Below are 16,026 nucleotides of genomic sequence, written 5' to 3' on the forward strand. Positions count from 1 at the left end.
ACACCCCCGCCCCCCCCGCGCGGCCCCCGCCGGGGGCCCCCGCGCCCCCCCCCCCCCCCCGCCCGCGCCCCCCCCCCCCGCGGGGGCGGCGCGGGGGGGGGGGGGGGGCGCCCCCCCGGGGGGCCCCCCCCCCCGCCCGCGCTCAGCCCTCCGTCAGGCCGTCCAGCAGCGCGTCGGCGGCCGTGTACGGGTCCAGCTCGCCCGCGGCGACGCGCACCGCCAGCGCGTCGAGCCGGGCGTCCCCGCGCAGGTCGGCGAGCCGGCCGCGCAGGGTGGTGATCGCGATGGTCTCGACCTCCCGGGCGGCCCGGGCCGCCCGGCGCCCGTCCAGGACCCCGTGTTCCTCCATCCACGCCCGGTGCTTCTCCAGCGCCTCGACGAGCTCGTCGATGCCCTGGCCGCGGGCCGCGACCGTCTTCACGATCGGCGGCCGCCAGTCGCCCGGGCCGCGGGATTCGCCGAGCCCCAGCATGTGGTTGAGCTCCCGCGCGGTCGCGTCCGCGCCGTCCCGGTCGGCCTTGTTCACCACGTACAGGTCGCCGATCTCCAGGATCCCGGCCTTGGCGGCCTGGATCCCGTCGCCCATGCCGGGGGCCAGCAGCACCACCGAGGTGTCCGCCTGCGAGGCGATCTCCACCTCGGACTGCCCGACGCCCACCGTCTCGACGAGGATCACGTCGCAGCCGGCCGCGTCCAGCACCCGGATCGCCTGCGGCGCCGCCCAGGCGAGACCGCCCAGGTGCCCCCGCGTGGCCATGGAACGGATGTAGACCCCCGGGTCGGAGGCGTGGTCCGACATGCGGACCCGGTCACCGAGCAGCGCCCCGCCCGAGAAGGGCGAGGACGGGTCCACCGCGAGCACTCCGACCCGCTTGCCGGCCTTGCGGTAGGCCGAGACGAGGGCCGAGGTCGAGGTCGACTTGCCGACCCCGGGCGAACCGGTCAGGCCGACCACGTACGCGCCGCCGGTCAGCGGGGCCAGGGCCGCCATCACCTCGCGCAGGTGCGGGGACGCCCCCTCGACCAGTGAGATCAGCCGGGCCACGGCCCGCGGCCGGCCCTCGCGGGCCTGCGCCACCAGCGTGGGGACGTCCACCGTCGTCATCCGGGCCGCCTACGCCTTCGGGACGCGGATCACGAGGGCGTCGCCCTGACCGCCGCCGCCGCACAGCGCGGCCGCGCCGACCCCGCCGCCACGGCGCTTCAGCTCCAGGGCCAGGTGCAGCACGACGCGGGCGCCGGACATGCCGATCGGGTGCCCCAGGGCAATGGCGCCGCCGTTGACGTTCACCTTTTCCGGGGTCACCCCGAGGTCCTTCATTGACTGCACGGCGACCGCCGCGAAGGCCTCGTTGATCTCGATGAGGTCCAGGTCGGAGACCTCCAGGCCGTCCTTCTCCAGGGCGTGCAGGATCGCGTTGGAGGGCTGCGACTGGAGCGAGTTGTCCGGGCCGGCCACGTTCCCGTGGGCGCCGATCTCGGCGATCCAGTCCAGGCCCAGCTCCTCGGCCCTGGCCTTGCTCATCACGACCACGGCGGCGGCGCCGTCCGAGATCTGCGAGGAGGTGCCGGCGGTGATCGTGCCGTCCTTGGCGAAGGCGGGGCGCAGCTTGCCGAGGGACTCCACCGTGGTCTCGGCGCGGATGCCCTCGTCGGCGGAGAACAGCACCGGGTCGCCCTTGCGCTGCGGGATCTCCACGGGGGTGATCTCGGCCTCGAAGACGCCGTTCTTCTGCGCGGCGGCGGCGCGCTGGTGGGAGGCGGCCGCGAAGGCGTCCTGCGGGGCCCGCTCGATGCCGAGGCGGGTGTTGTGCTTCTCGGTGGACTCGCCCATCGCGATGTTCTCGAAGGCGTCGGTGAGGCCGTCGTACGCCATCGCGTCGAGCATCTCGATGGCGCCGTACTTGAAGCCCTCGCGCGACTTCGGCAGCAGGTGCGGGGCGTTGGTCATCGACTCCTGGCCGCCCGCGACCACGATGTCGAACTCCCCGGCGCGGATGAGCTGGTCGGCGAGCGCGATGGCGTCCAGGCCCGAGAGGCACACCTTGTTGATGGTGAGCGCGGGCACGTTCATGGGGATGCCGGCCTTCACCGCGGCCTGGCGGGCGGGGATCTGGCCCGCGCCGGCCTGCAGCACCTGGCCCATGATCACGTACTGGACCTGGTCGCCGGTGATGCCGGCCCGTTCCAGCGCGGACTTGATGGCGAATCCGCCGAGGTCGGCGCCCGAGAAGGACTTCAGCGAGCCGAGCAGTCGCCCCATGGGCGTGCGGGCCCCGGCGACGATCACTGAAGTGGTGTTGTTCGTTCCGGACATGAGGCACAGCCCCTTGGATGAGGAGTGAACGAGGGTTTACCTGAATGTACTGAGCAGTACCCGCGCAGTCACCCGGCAGTCGGTGTGATCGCTGGCACGTTGCGTAACCACCCTCCGCGGCGGTGCACTGGTCCCATGCTGACAAGAATCGACCACATCGGGATCGCCTGCTTCGACCTCGACAAGACCGTCGAGTTCTACCGTGCCACGTACGGGTTCGAGGTGTTCCACACCGAGATCAACGAGGAGCAGGGCGTGCGCGAGGCCATGCTCAAGATCAACGAGACCTCGGACGGCGGGGCCTCCTACCTCCAGCTCCTGGAGCCCACCCGCGAGGACTCCGCGGTGGGCAAGTGGCTGGCCAAGAACGGCGAGGGCGTGCACCACATCGCCTTCGGCACCGCGGACGTCGACGGCGACGCCGAAGCCATCCGCGGCAAGGGCGTACGGGTCCTCTACGACGAGCCGCGGACCGGCTCGATGGGCTCCCGGATCACCTTCCTGCACCCCAAGGACTGCCACGGAGTCCTGACCGAACTGGTCACCAGCAACCCTGATCACTGATGCCCCCATTCCCCGGCCGGTAGAGTGGCACTGGCTCGGCCGGGGTTTCGGTGCGGAGACGGGGTCGGGGCCCGAACCCCTGCCCCGGTATCTGACACCATTCCCCGGGGGCGTCGTTCAGCGGGCGAGCGATGCTCATTTGGGAGTGAGCTTGCGACCAGGGGACGGATGGGACCGCGCTGTGCGGGGCTACGAAAGCCAGGAGAGCCAACAGGCTGAAGCCGACCATCTCTCGCGCTTCGAAGCCGAGATGGAGCGGCTGAAGAAGGAGCGCGGGAAGGCCGTCCAGCACGCCGAAGACCTGGGGTACCAGGTCGAAGTGCTGCGCGCCAAGCTCCACGAGGTACGCCGCAATCTCGCGTCCCGGCCCGCCTACGACGGCGCGGACATGGGCTACCAGGCGGAGCAGCTGCTCCGCAACGCCCAGATCCAGGCGGACCAGATGCGCTCGGACGCCGAGCGCGAGCTGCGCGACGCCCGGGCCCAGACCCAGCGCATCCTCCAGGAACACGCCGAGCACCAGGCCCGGCTCCAGGCCGAGCTGCACTCCGAGGCCGTCAACCGCCGCCAGCGCCTGGACCAGGAGCTCAACGAGCGCCGCCAGACGGTCGAGGCGCACGTCAACGAGAACGTCGCCTGGGCCGAACAGCTGCGCGCGCGGACCGAGTCCCAGGCGCGCCGGCTCATGGACGAGTCCCGCGCCGAGGCCGAGCAGGCGCTGAACGCCGCCCGCGCCGAGGCCGCCCGGTCCGTCGAGGAGGCCCGCCGGCGGCTCGCCGCCGACGCGGAGACCGCCCGTACCGAGGCCGAGTCCACGCTGCTGCGCGCCCGCAAGGAGGCCGAGCGGCTGCTGGCCGCCGCCTCCACCCAGGCCCAGGAGGCCACCGAGCACGCCGAGCGGCTGCGCAGCACCACCAGCGCCGAGGCCGAGCAGACCCGGCAGCAGACGATGGACCTCGGCCGGGTGGCCGAGGCCCGGGTCCAGGAGGCCGACGGGGCGCTGCGCACGGCCCGCGCGGAGGCCGAGGCCCTGCTCGCGGACGCCAAGGAGAGCGCGGCGCGCCAGCTCGCCTCCGCGGAGTCCGTCAACGAGCAGCGCACCCGCACCGCGAAGGAGCAGGTCGCGCGGCTGGTCGGCGAGGCCACCAAGGAGACCGAGGTCCTCAAGGCCGAGGCCGAGCAGGCGCTGGCCGATGCCCGTGCGGAGGCGGAGCGGCTGCGCACGGAGGCCGGCGAGCAGGCCCGTACGGCCGCCGCCGAGGACACGGCGGCACAGCTGGCGAAGGCGGCCCGGACGGCCGAGGACGTACTGAACAAGGCCTCGGAGGACGCCCGGGCCACCACCCGCGCCGCCTCCGAGGAGGCCGAGCGGATCCGCCACGAGGCGGAGTCCGAGGCGGAGCGGCTGCGCGCCCAGGCCGCGGCCCGGGCCGACGAGCTCAAGGGCGCCGCGAAGGACGACACCGAGGAGTACCGGGCCCGTACGGTCGAACTCCAGGAGGAGGCCCGGCGGCTGCGCGGCGAAGCCGAGCAGCTGCGCGCGGAGGCCGTCGCCGAGGGCGAGCGGATCCGCGGGGAGGCCCGCCGCGAGGCGGTCCAGCAGATCGAGGAGGCGGCCCGGACCGCCGAGGAACTGCTCGGCAAGGCCAAGGCGGACGCGGACGAGCTGCGCGCCGGAGCCGGAGCGGAGAGCGAGCGGGTCCGCGGCGAGGCCGTGGAGCGGGCGACGACCCTGCGCCGGCAGGCCGAGGAGACCCTGGAGCGCACCCGCGCGGAGGCCGAGCGGCTGCGCACGGAGGCGGCGGAGCAGGCCGAGGCCGTGGCCGCCGAGGCGGACGCGGCGGCCCGGGCCCGGCGCGAGGAGACCGAACAGGCGCTGGCCGCGAAGCGGGCGGAGGCCGAGCAGGAGCTCGTGCGCCTGCACACGGACGCCGAAGGCCGGCTGACGACGGCCGAGCAGACGCTGCGCGACGCCCGCACGGCGGCGGAGGCCGTCCGCAAGGAGACCTCCGAGGAGAACGACCGGCTGCGCGCGGAGTCGGCGGAACGCATCCGCGCCCTGCAGGCCCAGTCGGAGGCGGAGGCCGAGCGGCTGCGCACGGAGGCCGCGGACGACGCGGGCCGGGTGCGCGCGGAGGCCGAGCAGGCGTCCGTACGGCTGCGCGCCGAGGCGGAGACGGAGTCGGAGCGGCTGCGCACCGAGGCCCAGGAGACCGCCGACCGGCTGCGCGCGGAGGCCAAGGCCGCCGCGGAGCGCGTCGCGACGGAGGCCGCGGAGGCGCTGGCCGCCGCCCAGGAGGAGGCCGCGCGGCGCCGCCGGGAGGCCGAGGAGACCCTGTCGGCGGCCCGGACGGACGCGGGCAACGAGCGGGCGCAGGCCCGCGAGCAGAGCGAGGAACTGCTGGCGCAGGCCCGCAAGCGTTCCGAGGAGGCCACCGCCGAGGCGGTCTGGCTGACCGAGGAGGCGGAGCGGCGCGCCTCGGAGCTGGTCGCGGCGGCCGAGGCCACCGCGCAGCAGGTGCGCGACTCGGTGGCCGGGCTGCACGAGCAGGCCGAGGAGGAGGTCTCCGGGCTGCGCAGCGCGGCCGAGCACGCGGCGGAGCGCACGCGCTCCGAGGCGGTGGAGGAGGCGGACCGGGTCCGCGCCGACGCCCACGCGGAGCGGGAGCGGGCGGCCGAGGACGCGGCCCGGGTGCGCAGCGAGGCCCGGGTCGAGACGGACGCGGCGAAGGCCCTGGCGGAGCGCACGGTCGGTGACGCGATCACCGAGGCCGAGCAGCTGCGGGCGGACACTGCGGAGTACGCCCAGCGGGTGCGCACGGAGGCGACGGACGCCCTGGCGGCGTCCGAGCGCGACGCGTCGCGGACCCGGGCGGACGCCCGGGACGACGCGAACCGGATCCGCGGCGAGGCGGCGGAGTCACTGGAGGCCTCGCGCGCCGAGGGCGGCCGGATCGTCGACGAGGCGACCGCGCAGGCGCGGCGCCTCACCGAGGAGACCCTGACGGCCAACACCGCCACGGTCGACGAGGCCCGGGCGGAGGCCGAGCGGCTCACCTCCGAGGCGGAGCGGGCGGCGGAGGCCACCCGTGCCGAGGCGGCCACGACGCTGGACGAGGCCCGCGCCGAGGCGAACCGGCTGCGCAGCGAGGCCGCCGAGCAGGCGGACCGGCTCATCACGGAGGCCACCGCCGAGGCGGAGCGGCTCACCGAGGAGATCCGCGCCGCCAATGAACTCACCGTCGGCGAGGCGCGGGAGGCCGCCGACGCGCTGCGCGCCGAGGCCGCCGAGACCGTGGACGGGGCCCGCGCCGAGGCGAACCGGCTGCGCGCCGAGGCCGCCGAGCAGGCGGACCGGCTCGTCACGCAGGCCACCGCCGAGGCGGAGAAGCTCACGGCGCAGGCGGCGGAGACGCTGGCCGCGGCGGAGCGGGACTCCACCCGGATCCTGGTCGAGTCGCGCACCGAGGGCGACCGGCTGGTCGAGGAGACCCGCGCGGCGAACGAGCTGACGGTCGGCGAGGCCGCGGCGGAGGCCGAGCGGCTGCGCACCGACGCGGCCCGCGCCCTGGACGAGGCCCGGGCGGAGGGCGGCCGGATCATCGGCGAGGCCACCGCGGAGGCGGAGCGCGTCACGGTCGCGGCGAACGAGACCCTGGCGGGCGCCGAACGGGACGCCGAGCAGAACCTCGACGAGGCGCGCGCGGAGGCCGGCCGGCTGCGCACGGAGGCCGCCGAGCAGGCGGACCGGCTCATCACCGGGGCGACGTCGGAGGCGGAGAAGCTCACCGAGCGGACCCGCAAGGACAACGAGCGCACGGTCGGCGAGGCGCAGAACGAGGCCGAACGGCTGCGCGCCGACGCGGCGGAGGCGCTGTCCTCGGCCCAGGAGCACGCGACGCGCACCCGTTCCGAGGCGGAGCGGGTCAAGGCGGAGGCGGCGACCGACGCGGAGCGCACCCGCGCCGAGGCCCGTACGGAGTCGGAGCGGCTGCTGGACGAGGCGCGCGAGGCGGCCAACAAGCGCCGCAGCGAGGCGGCGGAGCAGGTCGACCGGCTCATCACGGAGGCGTCGGCGGAGGCCGAGAAGCTGACCTCGGACGCGGGCCGGCAGGCCCTGGCTGCGACCACGGCCGCCGAGGAGCAGGCCGACGCGATGGTCGACGCGGCGCGCAAGGAGGCCGCGCGGATCACCTCGGAGGCGACCGTCGAGGGCAACTCCACGGTGGAGAAGGCCCGTACGGACGCCGACGAGCTGCTGGTCGGGGCGCGGACGGACGCCGCCGCCATAAGGGAGCGGGCGGAGGAGCTGCGCGCGCGGGTCGAGTCCGAGGTCGAGGAGCTTCACGAGCGGGCCCGCCGGGAGTCGGCGGAGCAGATGAAGTCGGCCGGCGAGCGCGTGGACAAGCTGGTGCGCGCGGCGACCGAGCAGAGCGTCGAGGCCGAGGCGAAGGCCAAGGAGCTGGTGTCGGACGCGAGCAGCGAGGCGAGCAAGGTCCGCATCGCCGCGGTGCGCAAGGCGGAGGCGCTGCTCAAGGAGGCCGAGCAGAAGAAGGCGGAGCTGTCGCGGCAGGCCGAGAAGGCGCTCTCCGAGGCGCGGGCCGAGGCGGAGCGGCTGGTCGACGAGGGCCGTCGTGAGCTGGAGGTCCTGGTGCGCAGGCGCGAGGACATTCAGGCGGAGATTTCCCGTGTCCAGGACGTTCTTGAGGCGTTGGAATCATTCGAGGCACCTTCGGGTGGCGCGAAGCCCGCGGTGGGCGGCCAGGGCGCGGGGGGCGTGAAGGCCGGCGCGACAGCGGGTTCCACTCGATCGGGTGGTAAGACGTCAGAGGGCTAGTCAGAACGCTGAGATGTGTGCTTCTGAAGGAGGTTCAGGCGAAGGAGTGACAAGCATTCTGCCGCCTTGCCACTCAAAAGGGGTGTCATTGTCCAGGGCAAACCCGGATTGACTCGATGACACGCCGCCCTGGCGCCTAGGATTCCCCTTAACACCTCACGTAGCACCTCATCGGTCTCATTCGACAGGAACCCCATGAGCGACACTTCCTCCCCCTTCGGCTTCGAGCTCGTGCGGCGTGGTTACGACCGCGGTCAGGTGGACGACCGCATTACCAAGCTGGTCTCCGACCGCGACAGCGCCCTTGGACGCATCAACTCTCTGGAAAAGCGGATCGAGGAGCTGCACCTCGAAACGCAGAACGCCCAGGCCCAGGTGAGCGACGCCGAGCCGTCGTACGCCGGCCTCGGCGCCCGGGTCGAGAAGATCCTCCGGCTGGCCGAGGAGGAGGCGAAGGACCTCCGTGAGGAGGCCCGTCGCGCCGCCGAGCAGCACCGTGAGCTGGCGGAGTCGGCCGCCCAGCAGGTGCGCAACGACGCCGAGTCGTTCGCGGCGGACCGCAAGTCGAAGTCGGAGGACGAGGGCGTCCGCATCGTCGAGAAGGCCAAGGGCGACGCCTCCACCCTGCGCGCCGAGGCCCAGAAGGACGCGGCCTCCAAGCGCGAGGAGGCCGACGCGCTCTTCGAGGAGACCCGCGCCAAGGCCGCCCAGGCCGCCGCGGACTTCGAGACCAACCTGGCCAAGCGGCGCGAGCAGTCGGAGCGCGACCTGGCCTCGCGTCAGCAGAAGGCGGAGAAGCGCCTCGCGGAGATCGAGCACCGCGCCGAGCAGCTGCGCCTGGAGGCGGAGAAGCTCCGTACGGACGCCGAGCGCCGCGCCCGCCAGACGGTGGAGACCGCGCAGCGCCAGGCCGAGGACATCGTCGCCGACGCCAACGCCAAGGCCGACCGCATCCGCAGCGAGTCCGAGCGCGAGCTGGCGGCGCTCACCAACCGCCGCGACTCGATCAACGCGCAGCTGACCAACGTCCGCGAGATGCTGGCGACGCTGACCGGCGCGGCCGTGGCGGCCGCCAACCCGATCGTCGACGACGAGCCGGTGACCCGGGGCGTGCCGGCCCAGCAGAGCCGCTGACACCGGGCGGCGGCACAACTGCCGACGTTGGGCCGTACGTCACCTCTTTGAGGTGGCGTACGGCCCTTCGGCGTTCTAGCGTGGCCGCATGATCGAGCTCGAGGGACTCACCAAACGTTTCGGTGCCAAGACCGCCGTGGACAACCTCAGCTTCCAGGTCAGACCGGGGGTGGTCACCGGCTTCCTCGGCCCCAACGGGGCGGGCAAGTCCACGACCATGCGCATGATGCTCGACCTCGACAACCCGACCAGCGGCACGGTCCGGATCGACGGGAAGCGCTACCGGGACCTGCCGGAGCCGCTGAAGTACATCGGGGCGCTGCTCGACGCGAAGGCGATGCACGGCGGCCGCAGCGCGTACAACAACCTCTTGTGCCTGGCCCAGTCGAACCGGATCCCGCAGCAGCGCGTCACCGAGGTCCTGGACCTGGTCGGCCTGACCGCCGTCTCGCGCAAGAAGTCGAAAGGATTTTCGCTCGGTATGGGGCAGCGGCTGGGAATCGCCTCCGCCCTGCTGGGTGATCCGGAAATCCTGATGTTCGACGAACCGGTCAATGGTCTGGACCCGGAGGGAATTCTCTGGATCCGCAATCTGATGAAGGGCCTGGCCTCGGAAGGAAGGACGATCTTCGTCTCCTCCCACCTGATGAGCGAAATGGCCCTGACCGCAGACCATTTGATCGTCATCGGGCAGGGGAAGCTGCTGGCGGACCTCCCGATGGCCGATTTCATCCAGCAGAACGCGCGCAGCTACGTACGGCTGCGCTCGCCGCAGCAGGAACGGCTGAGGGACGTCCTGCACGAGGCCGGGATCGACGCCATCAGCGTCCCGGCCACCGGCACGCTGGAGATCGACGGCGTGGAGGCGGCGCGGCTCGGCGAACTGGCCGCCGAGCACCGGATCGTGCTGCACGAACTCAGCCCGCAACGGGCTTCACTGGAGGAAGCGTTCATGCGCATGACGGCCGACTCCGTCGAGTACCACGCCCACGCGCCGGGTGCGCCCGGGGCGGCCCCCGGCGGGCCGGCCGGAGCCCCGGCCTGGGGTGCCGGGTTCGACGCGACGCGCAAGGGCGGCGAGTGACCATGTCCTCCTTCCCCGCCGTCCTGCGCTCGGAGTGGACCAAGATCCGCACGGTCGCCTCCACCAGCTGGACCCTGGCCACCGCGCTGCTGATCACCGCCGCCGCGGGCACCGGGATCTGCGCCGCGGTCAACGCGACCTTCGACGACCTCCCCAAGGACCAGCAGGTCACCTTCGACGCCACCCAGATGAGCTTCTCCGGGATGCTCCTCGGGCAGCTCGCGATCCTCGTCTTCGGCGCGCTGGTCGTCGGCAGCGAGTACAGCACCGGCATGATCCGCACCTCCCTCGCGGCCGTGCCCCGGCGCGGCCGGCTGCTGCTCGGAAAGATCACCGCGGCGACCGCGCTGGCCCTGCTGGCGGGCCTGGCCACCGGCTTCGTGTCCTTCTTCCTCGGACAGGCCGTCCTCGGCGACCACAGCACCGGGCTGGGCGGGGAGAACGTGCTGCGCGCGGTGATCGGCGTCGGCCTCTACATGGCCCTGCTCGCCCTGTTCTCCATCGGCGTCTCGATGATGCTGCGCAACACGGCCGCCTCGATCGCGGTCCTGGTGACCTTCATCCTGATCCTCCCCCTCGTGCTCAGCGTGGTCGACAGCACGCGCAAGATCGCCCAGTACCTGCCCAGCCAGACCGGTTCGGCGATCATGCAGACCGTTCCGGCGTCCGCGGGCGGTTCCGACGCCCCCTACGGGCCCTGGGGCGGGCTCGGGCTCATGGCCCTGTGGGTACTGGCCGCCCTGCTCGGCGGGTACCTGGTGCTCAGGAAGCGCGACGCGTGAGTACTCCCGGCGTCCGTCGCGCGACGGACGCCGGGAGTACTACGGGTGATCCCCGAGCCGGATCTCAGGGGCCGGTCAGGGATCCGGTCCGGGTGGGAACCGCGGGGGACTCGATATCCTCTTAAGGCTTACGCGGGCGAGAGCCGCCCGGGCCTGGCAAGGGGCAGCACGATGATCGAGGCAGTCGGCCTGACCAAGCGCTTCGGCGCCAAGACCGCCGTCGACGGGCTGTCCTTCCAGGTCAAGCCGGGTCACGTCACCGGTTTCCTGGGGCCCAACGGCTCCGGCAAGTCCACCACCATGCGCATGATCGTCGGGCTGGACCGGCCCACCTCCGGCGAGGTCACCATCAACGGCCTCCCCTTCCGGGAGCTGGCGAACGCCCAGCGGCACGTCGGGGCCCTGCTCGACGCCAAGGCCGTGCACGGCGGCCGCCGGGCCCGCACGCACCTGCTGTCCATCGCGCAGCTCTCCGGGATCCCCGAGAAGCGGGTCGACGAGGTGCTGGGCGTGGTCGGGCTCCAGGACGCCGCCCGTCAGCGTACGAAGGGCTTCTCGCTCGGCATGGGCCAGCGGCTCGGCATCGCCACCGCCCTGCTCGGCGACCCGCAGGTCCTGCTCTTCGACGAGCCGGTCAACGGCCTCGACCCCGAGGGCATCCGCTGGGTCCGCAACCTGATGCGCCAGCTCGCCGCCGAGGGACGCACCGTGTTCGTCTCCTCACACCTGATGAGCGAGATGGCGCTGACCGCCGACCACCTGATCGTGATCGGCCGGGGCCGGCTGCTCTCCGACATGAGCACCCAGGACTTCATCACCCACAATTCGGCCGGATTCGCCCGGGTCCGCGCGGCAGGCAACGGCCCCGACGGCCGCGTCACGCTCGGCTCCGCGCTCACCAGGGCGGGCGGCCGGGTGCTCCAGGAACCCGACGGGGCACTGCGGGTGACCGGGCTGGAGCTGCCCCGCATCAGCGACATCGCGCACGAGACCGGCGTACGGCTGTGGGAGCTGGCTCCGCACCGGGCCTCGCTGGAGGAGGCCTACATGCGGATGACCCAGTCCTCCGTCGAGTACAGCTCCTCCGACGACCCCCGCGCCGAACTGTGGGAGCCCGAGCCGCTGAGCCTGCCCGTGTGGGAGGAGGAGGCCGAGGCCCCCGTCGTCCCCGAAGACACCGCGGCGAGCTTCTTCGCTCCCCCGCCGCCCGGGTCCGGCCGCCCCTTCCTGATGCCCGGCAGCGCCGCCGATCTCGCCGGCTCCGCCAAGAACAGCACCGAGGACCCCAGATGACCACCACCCCCGGCGCGACCCCGGCGGCGAACCCGGCGGAGAACCCCGCCACGGGTGCGCGGCAGCCGGGCGGCTACAGCTCGCCGCTGCCCGCGCCACGGCCCCACCTGGGGCACGCCCTGGCCTCGGAGTGGACGAAGCTGACCTCGGTGCGCTCCACCCTGTGGACCCTCGGCTCACTGGTGGCCCTGGTGGTCGGCATCGGCCTGATCGCCGTGTCCCAGACCAGCTCGCGGGACTACAAGGTGCTCCCCTTCGCCGCTCCCGCGCTGTTCGGGCTGATGATCGGCCAGATCGCGGTGATGGTGCTCGGGGTGCTGACGATCTCCTCCGAGTACGGCACCGGACTGATACGGAGCACCTTCACGGCCTCCCCCGGGCGGCTGCGGGTGCTCACCGCGAAGTACCTCGTCTTCGGGACCGCCGCCTTCTGCGTCACCCTCGGTTCGGTGGCGGTCGTCGGCATCGCGGCCGCGCTCGTGCACAACGGCTCCGCGGCCGGTCACCACGGCTGGAGCGAGTGGGCCGGCGCCCTGGGCGGCTGCTTCTACGTCACCTTGCTGGGGGTGCTCGCCCTGGCCGTCGGGGCCCTCGTACGGCACTCGGCCGGCGGGATCGCGGTCATGCTCGGCGTGGTCACCATGCCGCCCGTCCTCGGGGCCATCATGACGGCCTGGCCCGCCAGCGAGACCGTCGGCCTGGCGGTCGTCCGCTACAACGCCCCGATGGGGCTGGTCCAGCTCTTCGGGGTGCCCAACAGCGGGATGGACGGCAGCCCGACCCCGAGCGACCTGGCCCAGCTGGTGCTGCTGGTCCTGGTGACGGCGGCCGCCGTCGCCGCCTCGTACGTGGTGGTGCGCCGGCGCGACGTCTGAGCCGCCGCCGCGCCGGTGTGCGGCGTCAGTGCCTCGGCGCGTTCCGGGACCGCTGCACCTTCGTGGTGCGGCGGTCCTTCGCGTTCCAGCAGGCCTTGTGCCAGTGCCGCCGGTCGTCCACGCCGCCGTATTCGGGCCAGGCCACCAGGTGCGGGGTGCCCGAGGGGATCTCCTGGTCACAGCCCGGGCAGCGGTAGCGCTTGCCCGTCGCGCTGGCGCCCGCGACGTGCCGGACCTTCCACTCCTCGCCCTGGTACTCCTCGGTCCGCTCCAGCCCGTACCGGTCGAGGCCGGTGCCGGGTCGTTCCTCCGGAGTCTCGCCGCCCCTGGGGCGGTTGTGGCGCGGTGACACGTATACCTCACGAATGGGCGGCCGACAGTGACTTTCTCCCAGACTACGCGCAGCGAGCCCGGGTACCCGCAGGGTGGCGGAGGAAGGGCGGCGGTCAGAAGAGGACCGGCCCGACAATCTCAATAACTTTCCTGTCAGGCCGTGCCTTTGGCACGTGTCAGACGTTGTTGCCATCAGACGTTGATCCCATCAACGAGTCGGTCCACCTGGGGGAGGCCGCGTCAGCCGCGAGGAGGCTAAGGGCGATGCGCGTTGGAGCGTTTGTACTGGCGGCCCAGTTCCCGGGCCAGGGCCAGGGCGAGGCACTGCACCGGGCGGTGCGGACCGCCGAGGTGGCGGAGGAGGCCGGGCTCGACTCGGTCTGGCTCGCCGAGCACCATTTCGTGCCGTACGGGGTCTGCCCGTCCGCGGTGACCCTGGCGGCGCTGCTGCTGGGGCGGACCCGGCGGCTGCGGGTGGGCACGGCGGTGAGCGTGCTGCCGAGCACCCACCCGGTGGCCCTCGGCGAGCAGGCGGCCCTGCTCCACGTCACCTCCGGCGGACGGTTCACCCTCGGGGTGGGGCGCGGCGGGCCCTGGGTGGACCTGGAGGTGTTCGGGGGCGGCCTGGAGGCGTACGAGTCGAACTTCCCGGAGGACCTCGACCTCCTGCGGCGCTGGCTGAGCGAGCCCCGGGTGGGCGACGCCGGCGGACGCTACGGGTTCCGGGAGGTGGCCGTCGTACCGCGTCCGGCGGAGGCGCTGGACGGCGACGGGACGGGACCGGAAGTGATCGTCGCGTGCACCTCACCGGCGTCGGTGCGGCTCGCCGCCGAGCGGGCGCTGCCGATGCTGCTGGGCATGCACTGCGGGGACGGGGAGAAGGCGGAGATGGTCGCGCTGTGGCGGCGCATCGCGCGGGAGTCGGGCCACTCCCCCGAGGCCGTCCGGGGGGCCGGGCACGTCTCGGCCGGGGTCTGCCAGCTGGCGGACCGCACCGTGGACGCGCGCGAGGCCCTGGTGAAGGCGATGCCGGGCTGGTTCCGGCAGGGACTGGACGCGCATGTGACGGTGGACGGCAGGCAGCGCGCGATGCGCGACCCCGTCGCCTACACGGAGCTGCTGTGCGAACTGCATCCGGTCGGCAGCCCCGCACTGGCGGCGGACCGTCTCGCGGCGACCGCGGAGCGCACCGGCATCACGCGCTTCGCCCTGTTGACGGAGGGCTCGGGCGACCTCGCCGCGACGGAGGAGAACGTACGGCGCCTCGGCGCGGAGGTCCTGCCGCTGCTGGGCTGAGCGGCGGCGCCGAGCGGCCGGGCAGGGCGGCGGGGCGCGGCCGTCGGGACCAGGGCTGCCGCTCCGGTGTCAGTCGCACCTCCCGCGACACGGAGCGGCAGCGAAGTACGGGTCCTGCTAGCAGTCGCGGAGCTCCGGCGACTGGTTGAGCAGCTGGCCGCGGATCGAGGTGAACTTGGACAGCCGGTCGTCCACCGAGGAATCCAGCGGGAACACCGCCAGCCGGTGACAGTTCTGGAATGCCAGGCGCACCCCGAAGTGCCGCTGCAGCGCACCGCGTATCGCGTCACTCGCGAGCGCGCGCAGCAGCTGCCCACGGGCCTGCTCGTCCGGCGGCGGCGTCTGGTTGTCGGCGAACTGTCCGCCCTCAACCTCCAGCTGGGCCACCAACGAGCTGATCATCTCCCATGCGTAGGGCAGGGAGGTCCGGACGCAGTCGACGAAGGCTGCTTCGTCGACCTCGCCTCGCTCGGCCTGTTCGAGTAGGGCCGGTGAGACGTCGAGCGACATGGGTTCTCCTCTCGTGACCCCGGGCATTTGGGTTGCCGGAGTCTTACGGGCAGGGAAGGAGGACGGCGACGCAGCGTGCACGCTCGACAACCTCCCGCTCACCACGGTAGGCGCCCACCGGGTGCCGCACCAGGAGAATGCGCATACAACGCGCCATCGGCGAACGGGGCTTTCAGGGGCGAATCGCGTGGAGGCCCGTCGGTCGAGTAGCGTTGCCGACCATGCGTCTCGTCATTGCCCGCTGCTCCGTCGACTACGCGGGCCGGCTCACCGCCCATCTGCCCTCGGCACCCCGTCTGATCCTCGTGAAGGCCGACGGCAGTGTCTCGATCCACGCGGACGACCGGGCGTACAAACCGCTCAACTGGATGTCGCCCCCGTGCACCCTCAAGGAGGGGAGCGGGGACGAAGCGGGCGTCTGGACCGTCGTCAACAAGGCGGGCGAGAAGCTCATCATCACCATGGAGGAGGTCCTCCACGACTCCTCCCACGAGCTGGGCACCGACCCCGGTCTCATCAAGGACGGTGTCGAGGCGCACCTCCAGGAGCTGCTGGCCGACCGGATCGACACGCTGGGCGAGGGCTACACGCTGATCCGGCGCGAGTACATGACGGCGATCGGGCCCGTGGACATCCTGTGCCGGGACGCGTCGGGCGCGACGGTGGCGGTGGAGATCAAGCGGCGCGGCGAGATCGACGGCGTCGAGCAGCTCACCCGGTACCTGGAGCTCCTCAACCGCGACCCGCATCTGGCCCCGGTACGGGGCGTGTTCGCGGCGCAGGAGATCAAGCCGCAGGCGCGGGTCCTGGCCAATGACCGGGGCATGGACTGCGTGGTCCTCGACTACAACGGGCTCCGTGGCATCGAGGACGACAAACTCCGCCTGTTCTGATCCTTTCCGCGCTCCGTTCGCCCCGCCCGCCCCCCGGTGGGCCCCATGACGTGCACGGCCCCCCGAGCCACCGGCTCGGGGGGCCGTCGTCGTACCGGGCCGGGGCGG

General features: G+C 73.1%; 13 protein-coding genes. 9 read left to right on the forward strand and 4 right to left on the reverse strand.

Annotated elements, in window-relative coordinates:
- Nucleotides 1-142: 142 nt before the first annotated feature.
- Both meaB and ACGFXC_RS17540 read right to left on the reverse strand, forming a co-directional pair.
- Nucleotides 143-1,105, reverse strand: a complete 963-nt coding sequence (gene meaB / locus ACGFXC_RS17535; RefSeq protein WP_393713642.1) for a methylmalonyl Co-A mutase-associated GTPase MeaB — start codon at nucleotides 1,103-1,105, stop codon at nucleotides 143-145.
- A 9-nt stretch (nucleotides 1,106-1,114) separates the two neighbouring features.
- Nucleotides 1,115-2,317, reverse strand: a complete 1,203-nt coding sequence (locus ACGFXC_RS17540) for an acetyl-CoA C-acetyltransferase (protein WP_393713644.1) — start codon at nucleotides 2,315-2,317, stop codon at nucleotides 1,115-1,117.
- A 135-nt stretch (nucleotides 2,318-2,452) separates the two neighbouring features.
- Between ACGFXC_RS17540 and mce the strand changes: the two genes are divergently transcribed.
- The 7 genes from mce (at nucleotide 2,453) to ACGFXC_RS17575 (ending at nucleotide 12,886) form a co-directional block, all read left to right on the forward strand.
- Nucleotides 2,453-2,881 (forward strand): methylmalonyl-CoA epimerase, encoded by a 429-nt coding sequence (mce, locus tag ACGFXC_RS17545; protein ID WP_385002531.1) that lies wholly within the window; start codon nucleotides 2,453-2,455, stop codon nucleotides 2,879-2,881.
- 181 nt (nucleotides 2,882-3,062) lie between these two features.
- The gene (scy, locus tag ACGFXC_RS17550; protein WP_393713646.1) at nucleotides 3,063-7,718 is read left to right on the forward strand and encodes a polarized growth protein Scy; all 4,656 of its coding nucleotides are present in this window, start codon (nucleotides 3,063-3,065) and stop codon (nucleotides 7,716-7,718) included.
- Nucleotides 7,719-7,913: 195 nt separating this feature from the next.
- Nucleotides 7,914-8,852, forward strand: a complete 939-nt coding sequence (locus ACGFXC_RS17555) for a cellulose-binding protein (RefSeq protein ID WP_393713648.1) — start codon at nucleotides 7,914-7,916, stop codon at nucleotides 8,850-8,852.
- Between the two features lie 88 nt (nucleotides 8,853-8,940).
- Nucleotides 8,941-9,936, forward strand: coding sequence for an ATP-binding cassette domain-containing protein (locus ACGFXC_RS17560; RefSeq protein WP_393713650.1), 996 nt, complete (start codon nucleotides 8,941-8,943; stop codon nucleotides 9,934-9,936).
- Between the two features lie 2 nt (nucleotides 9,937-9,938).
- Complete coding sequence (locus ACGFXC_RS17565; RefSeq protein ID WP_393713819.1) at nucleotides 9,939-10,718, forward strand: ABC transporter permease subunit; 780 nt, start codon at nucleotides 9,939-9,941, stop codon at nucleotides 10,716-10,718.
- 171 nt (nucleotides 10,719-10,889) lie between these two features.
- Entirely contained in the window at nucleotides 10,890-12,011 is a 1,122-nt protein-coding gene (locus tag ACGFXC_RS17570; protein WP_393713652.1) for an ABC transporter ATP-binding protein, read from the forward strand.
- On the forward strand, nucleotides 12,008-12,886 hold the full coding sequence (locus ACGFXC_RS17575; RefSeq protein ID WP_393713654.1) for an ABC transporter permease: 879 nt from the start codon (nucleotides 12,008-12,010) through the stop codon (nucleotides 12,884-12,886). The genes ACGFXC_RS17570 and ACGFXC_RS17575 overlap by 4 nt, the downstream gene beginning before the upstream one ends.
- 25 nt (nucleotides 12,887-12,911) lie before the next feature.
- Here the strand turns inward: ACGFXC_RS17575 and ACGFXC_RS17580 are convergent, their stop codons facing one another.
- Complete coding sequence (locus ACGFXC_RS17580) at nucleotides 12,912-13,238, reverse strand: ATP/GTP-binding protein (RefSeq protein WP_393713656.1); 327 nt, start codon at nucleotides 13,236-13,238, stop codon at nucleotides 12,912-12,914.
- 245 nt (nucleotides 13,239-13,483) lie between these two features.
- Between ACGFXC_RS17580 and ACGFXC_RS17585 the strand changes: the two genes are divergently transcribed.
- Nucleotides 13,484-14,515: an LLM class flavin-dependent oxidoreductase gene (locus ACGFXC_RS17585; RefSeq protein WP_393713658.1), complete on the forward strand. Its 1,032-nt coding sequence runs from the start codon at nucleotides 13,484-13,486 to the stop codon at nucleotides 14,513-14,515.
- A 117-nt stretch (nucleotides 14,516-14,632) separates the two neighbouring features.
- Here ACGFXC_RS17585 and ACGFXC_RS17590 read toward each other — a convergent pair whose 3' ends face one another.
- Nucleotides 14,633-15,025, reverse strand: coding sequence for an SCO5389 family protein (locus ACGFXC_RS17590; RefSeq protein ID WP_393713660.1), 393 nt, complete (start codon nucleotides 15,023-15,025; stop codon nucleotides 14,633-14,635).
- Between the two features lie 221 nt (nucleotides 15,026-15,246).
- On the opposite strand from ACGFXC_RS17590, the gene nucS reads away from it, so the two are divergent.
- On the forward strand, nucleotides 15,247-15,918 hold the full coding sequence (gene nucS, locus ACGFXC_RS17595) for an endonuclease NucS (protein ID WP_393713662.1): 672 nt from the start codon (nucleotides 15,247-15,249) through the stop codon (nucleotides 15,916-15,918).
- The last annotated feature ends 108 nt before the right edge of the window (nucleotides 15,919-16,026 follow it).

The organism is Streptomyces sp. NPDC048507 (assembly GCF_043199995.1).
Classification (GTDB): domain Bacteria; phylum Actinomycetota; class Actinomycetes; order Streptomycetales; family Streptomycetaceae; genus Streptomyces.

What these genes read in the sequence shown, in the direction of transcription:
- meaB (WP_393713642.1), bottom strand. Translation starts at nt 1,105, where the DNA reads ATGACGACGGTGGACGTCCCCACGCTGGTGGCGCAGGCCCGCGAGGGC.
- ACGFXC_RS17540 (WP_393713644.1), bottom strand. Translation starts at nt 2,317, where the DNA reads ATGTCCGGAACGAACAACACCACTTCAGTGATCGTCGCCGGGGCCCGC.
- mce (WP_385002531.1), top strand. Translation starts at nt 2,453, where the DNA reads ATGCTGACAAGAATCGACCACATCGGGATCGCCTGCTTCGACCTCGAC.
- ACGFXC_RS17555 (WP_393713648.1), top strand. Translation starts at nt 7,914, where the DNA reads ATGAGCGACACTTCCTCCCCCTTCGGCTTCGAGCTCGTGCGGCGTGGT.
- ACGFXC_RS17560 (WP_393713650.1), top strand. Translation starts at nt 8,941, where the DNA reads ATGATCGAGCTCGAGGGACTCACCAAACGTTTCGGTGCCAAGACCGCC.
- ACGFXC_RS17565 (WP_393713819.1), top strand. Translation starts at nt 9,939, where the DNA reads ATGTCCTCCTTCCCCGCCGTCCTGCGCTCGGAGTGGACCAAGATCCGC.
- ACGFXC_RS17570 (WP_393713652.1), top strand. Translation starts at nt 10,890, where the DNA reads ATGATCGAGGCAGTCGGCCTGACCAAGCGCTTCGGCGCCAAGACCGCC.
- ACGFXC_RS17575 (WP_393713654.1), top strand. Translation starts at nt 12,008, where the DNA reads ATGACCACCACCCCCGGCGCGACCCCGGCGGCGAACCCGGCGGAGAAC.
- ACGFXC_RS17585 (WP_393713658.1), top strand. Translation starts at nt 13,484, where the DNA reads ATGCGCGTTGGAGCGTTTGTACTGGCGGCCCAGTTCCCGGGCCAGGGC.
- ACGFXC_RS17590 (WP_393713660.1), bottom strand. Translation starts at nt 15,025, where the DNA reads ATGTCGCTCGACGTCTCACCGGCCCTACTCGAACAGGCCGAGCGAGGC.
- nucS (WP_393713662.1), top strand. Translation starts at nt 15,247, where the DNA reads ATGCGTCTCGTCATTGCCCGCTGCTCCGTCGACTACGCGGGCCGGCTC.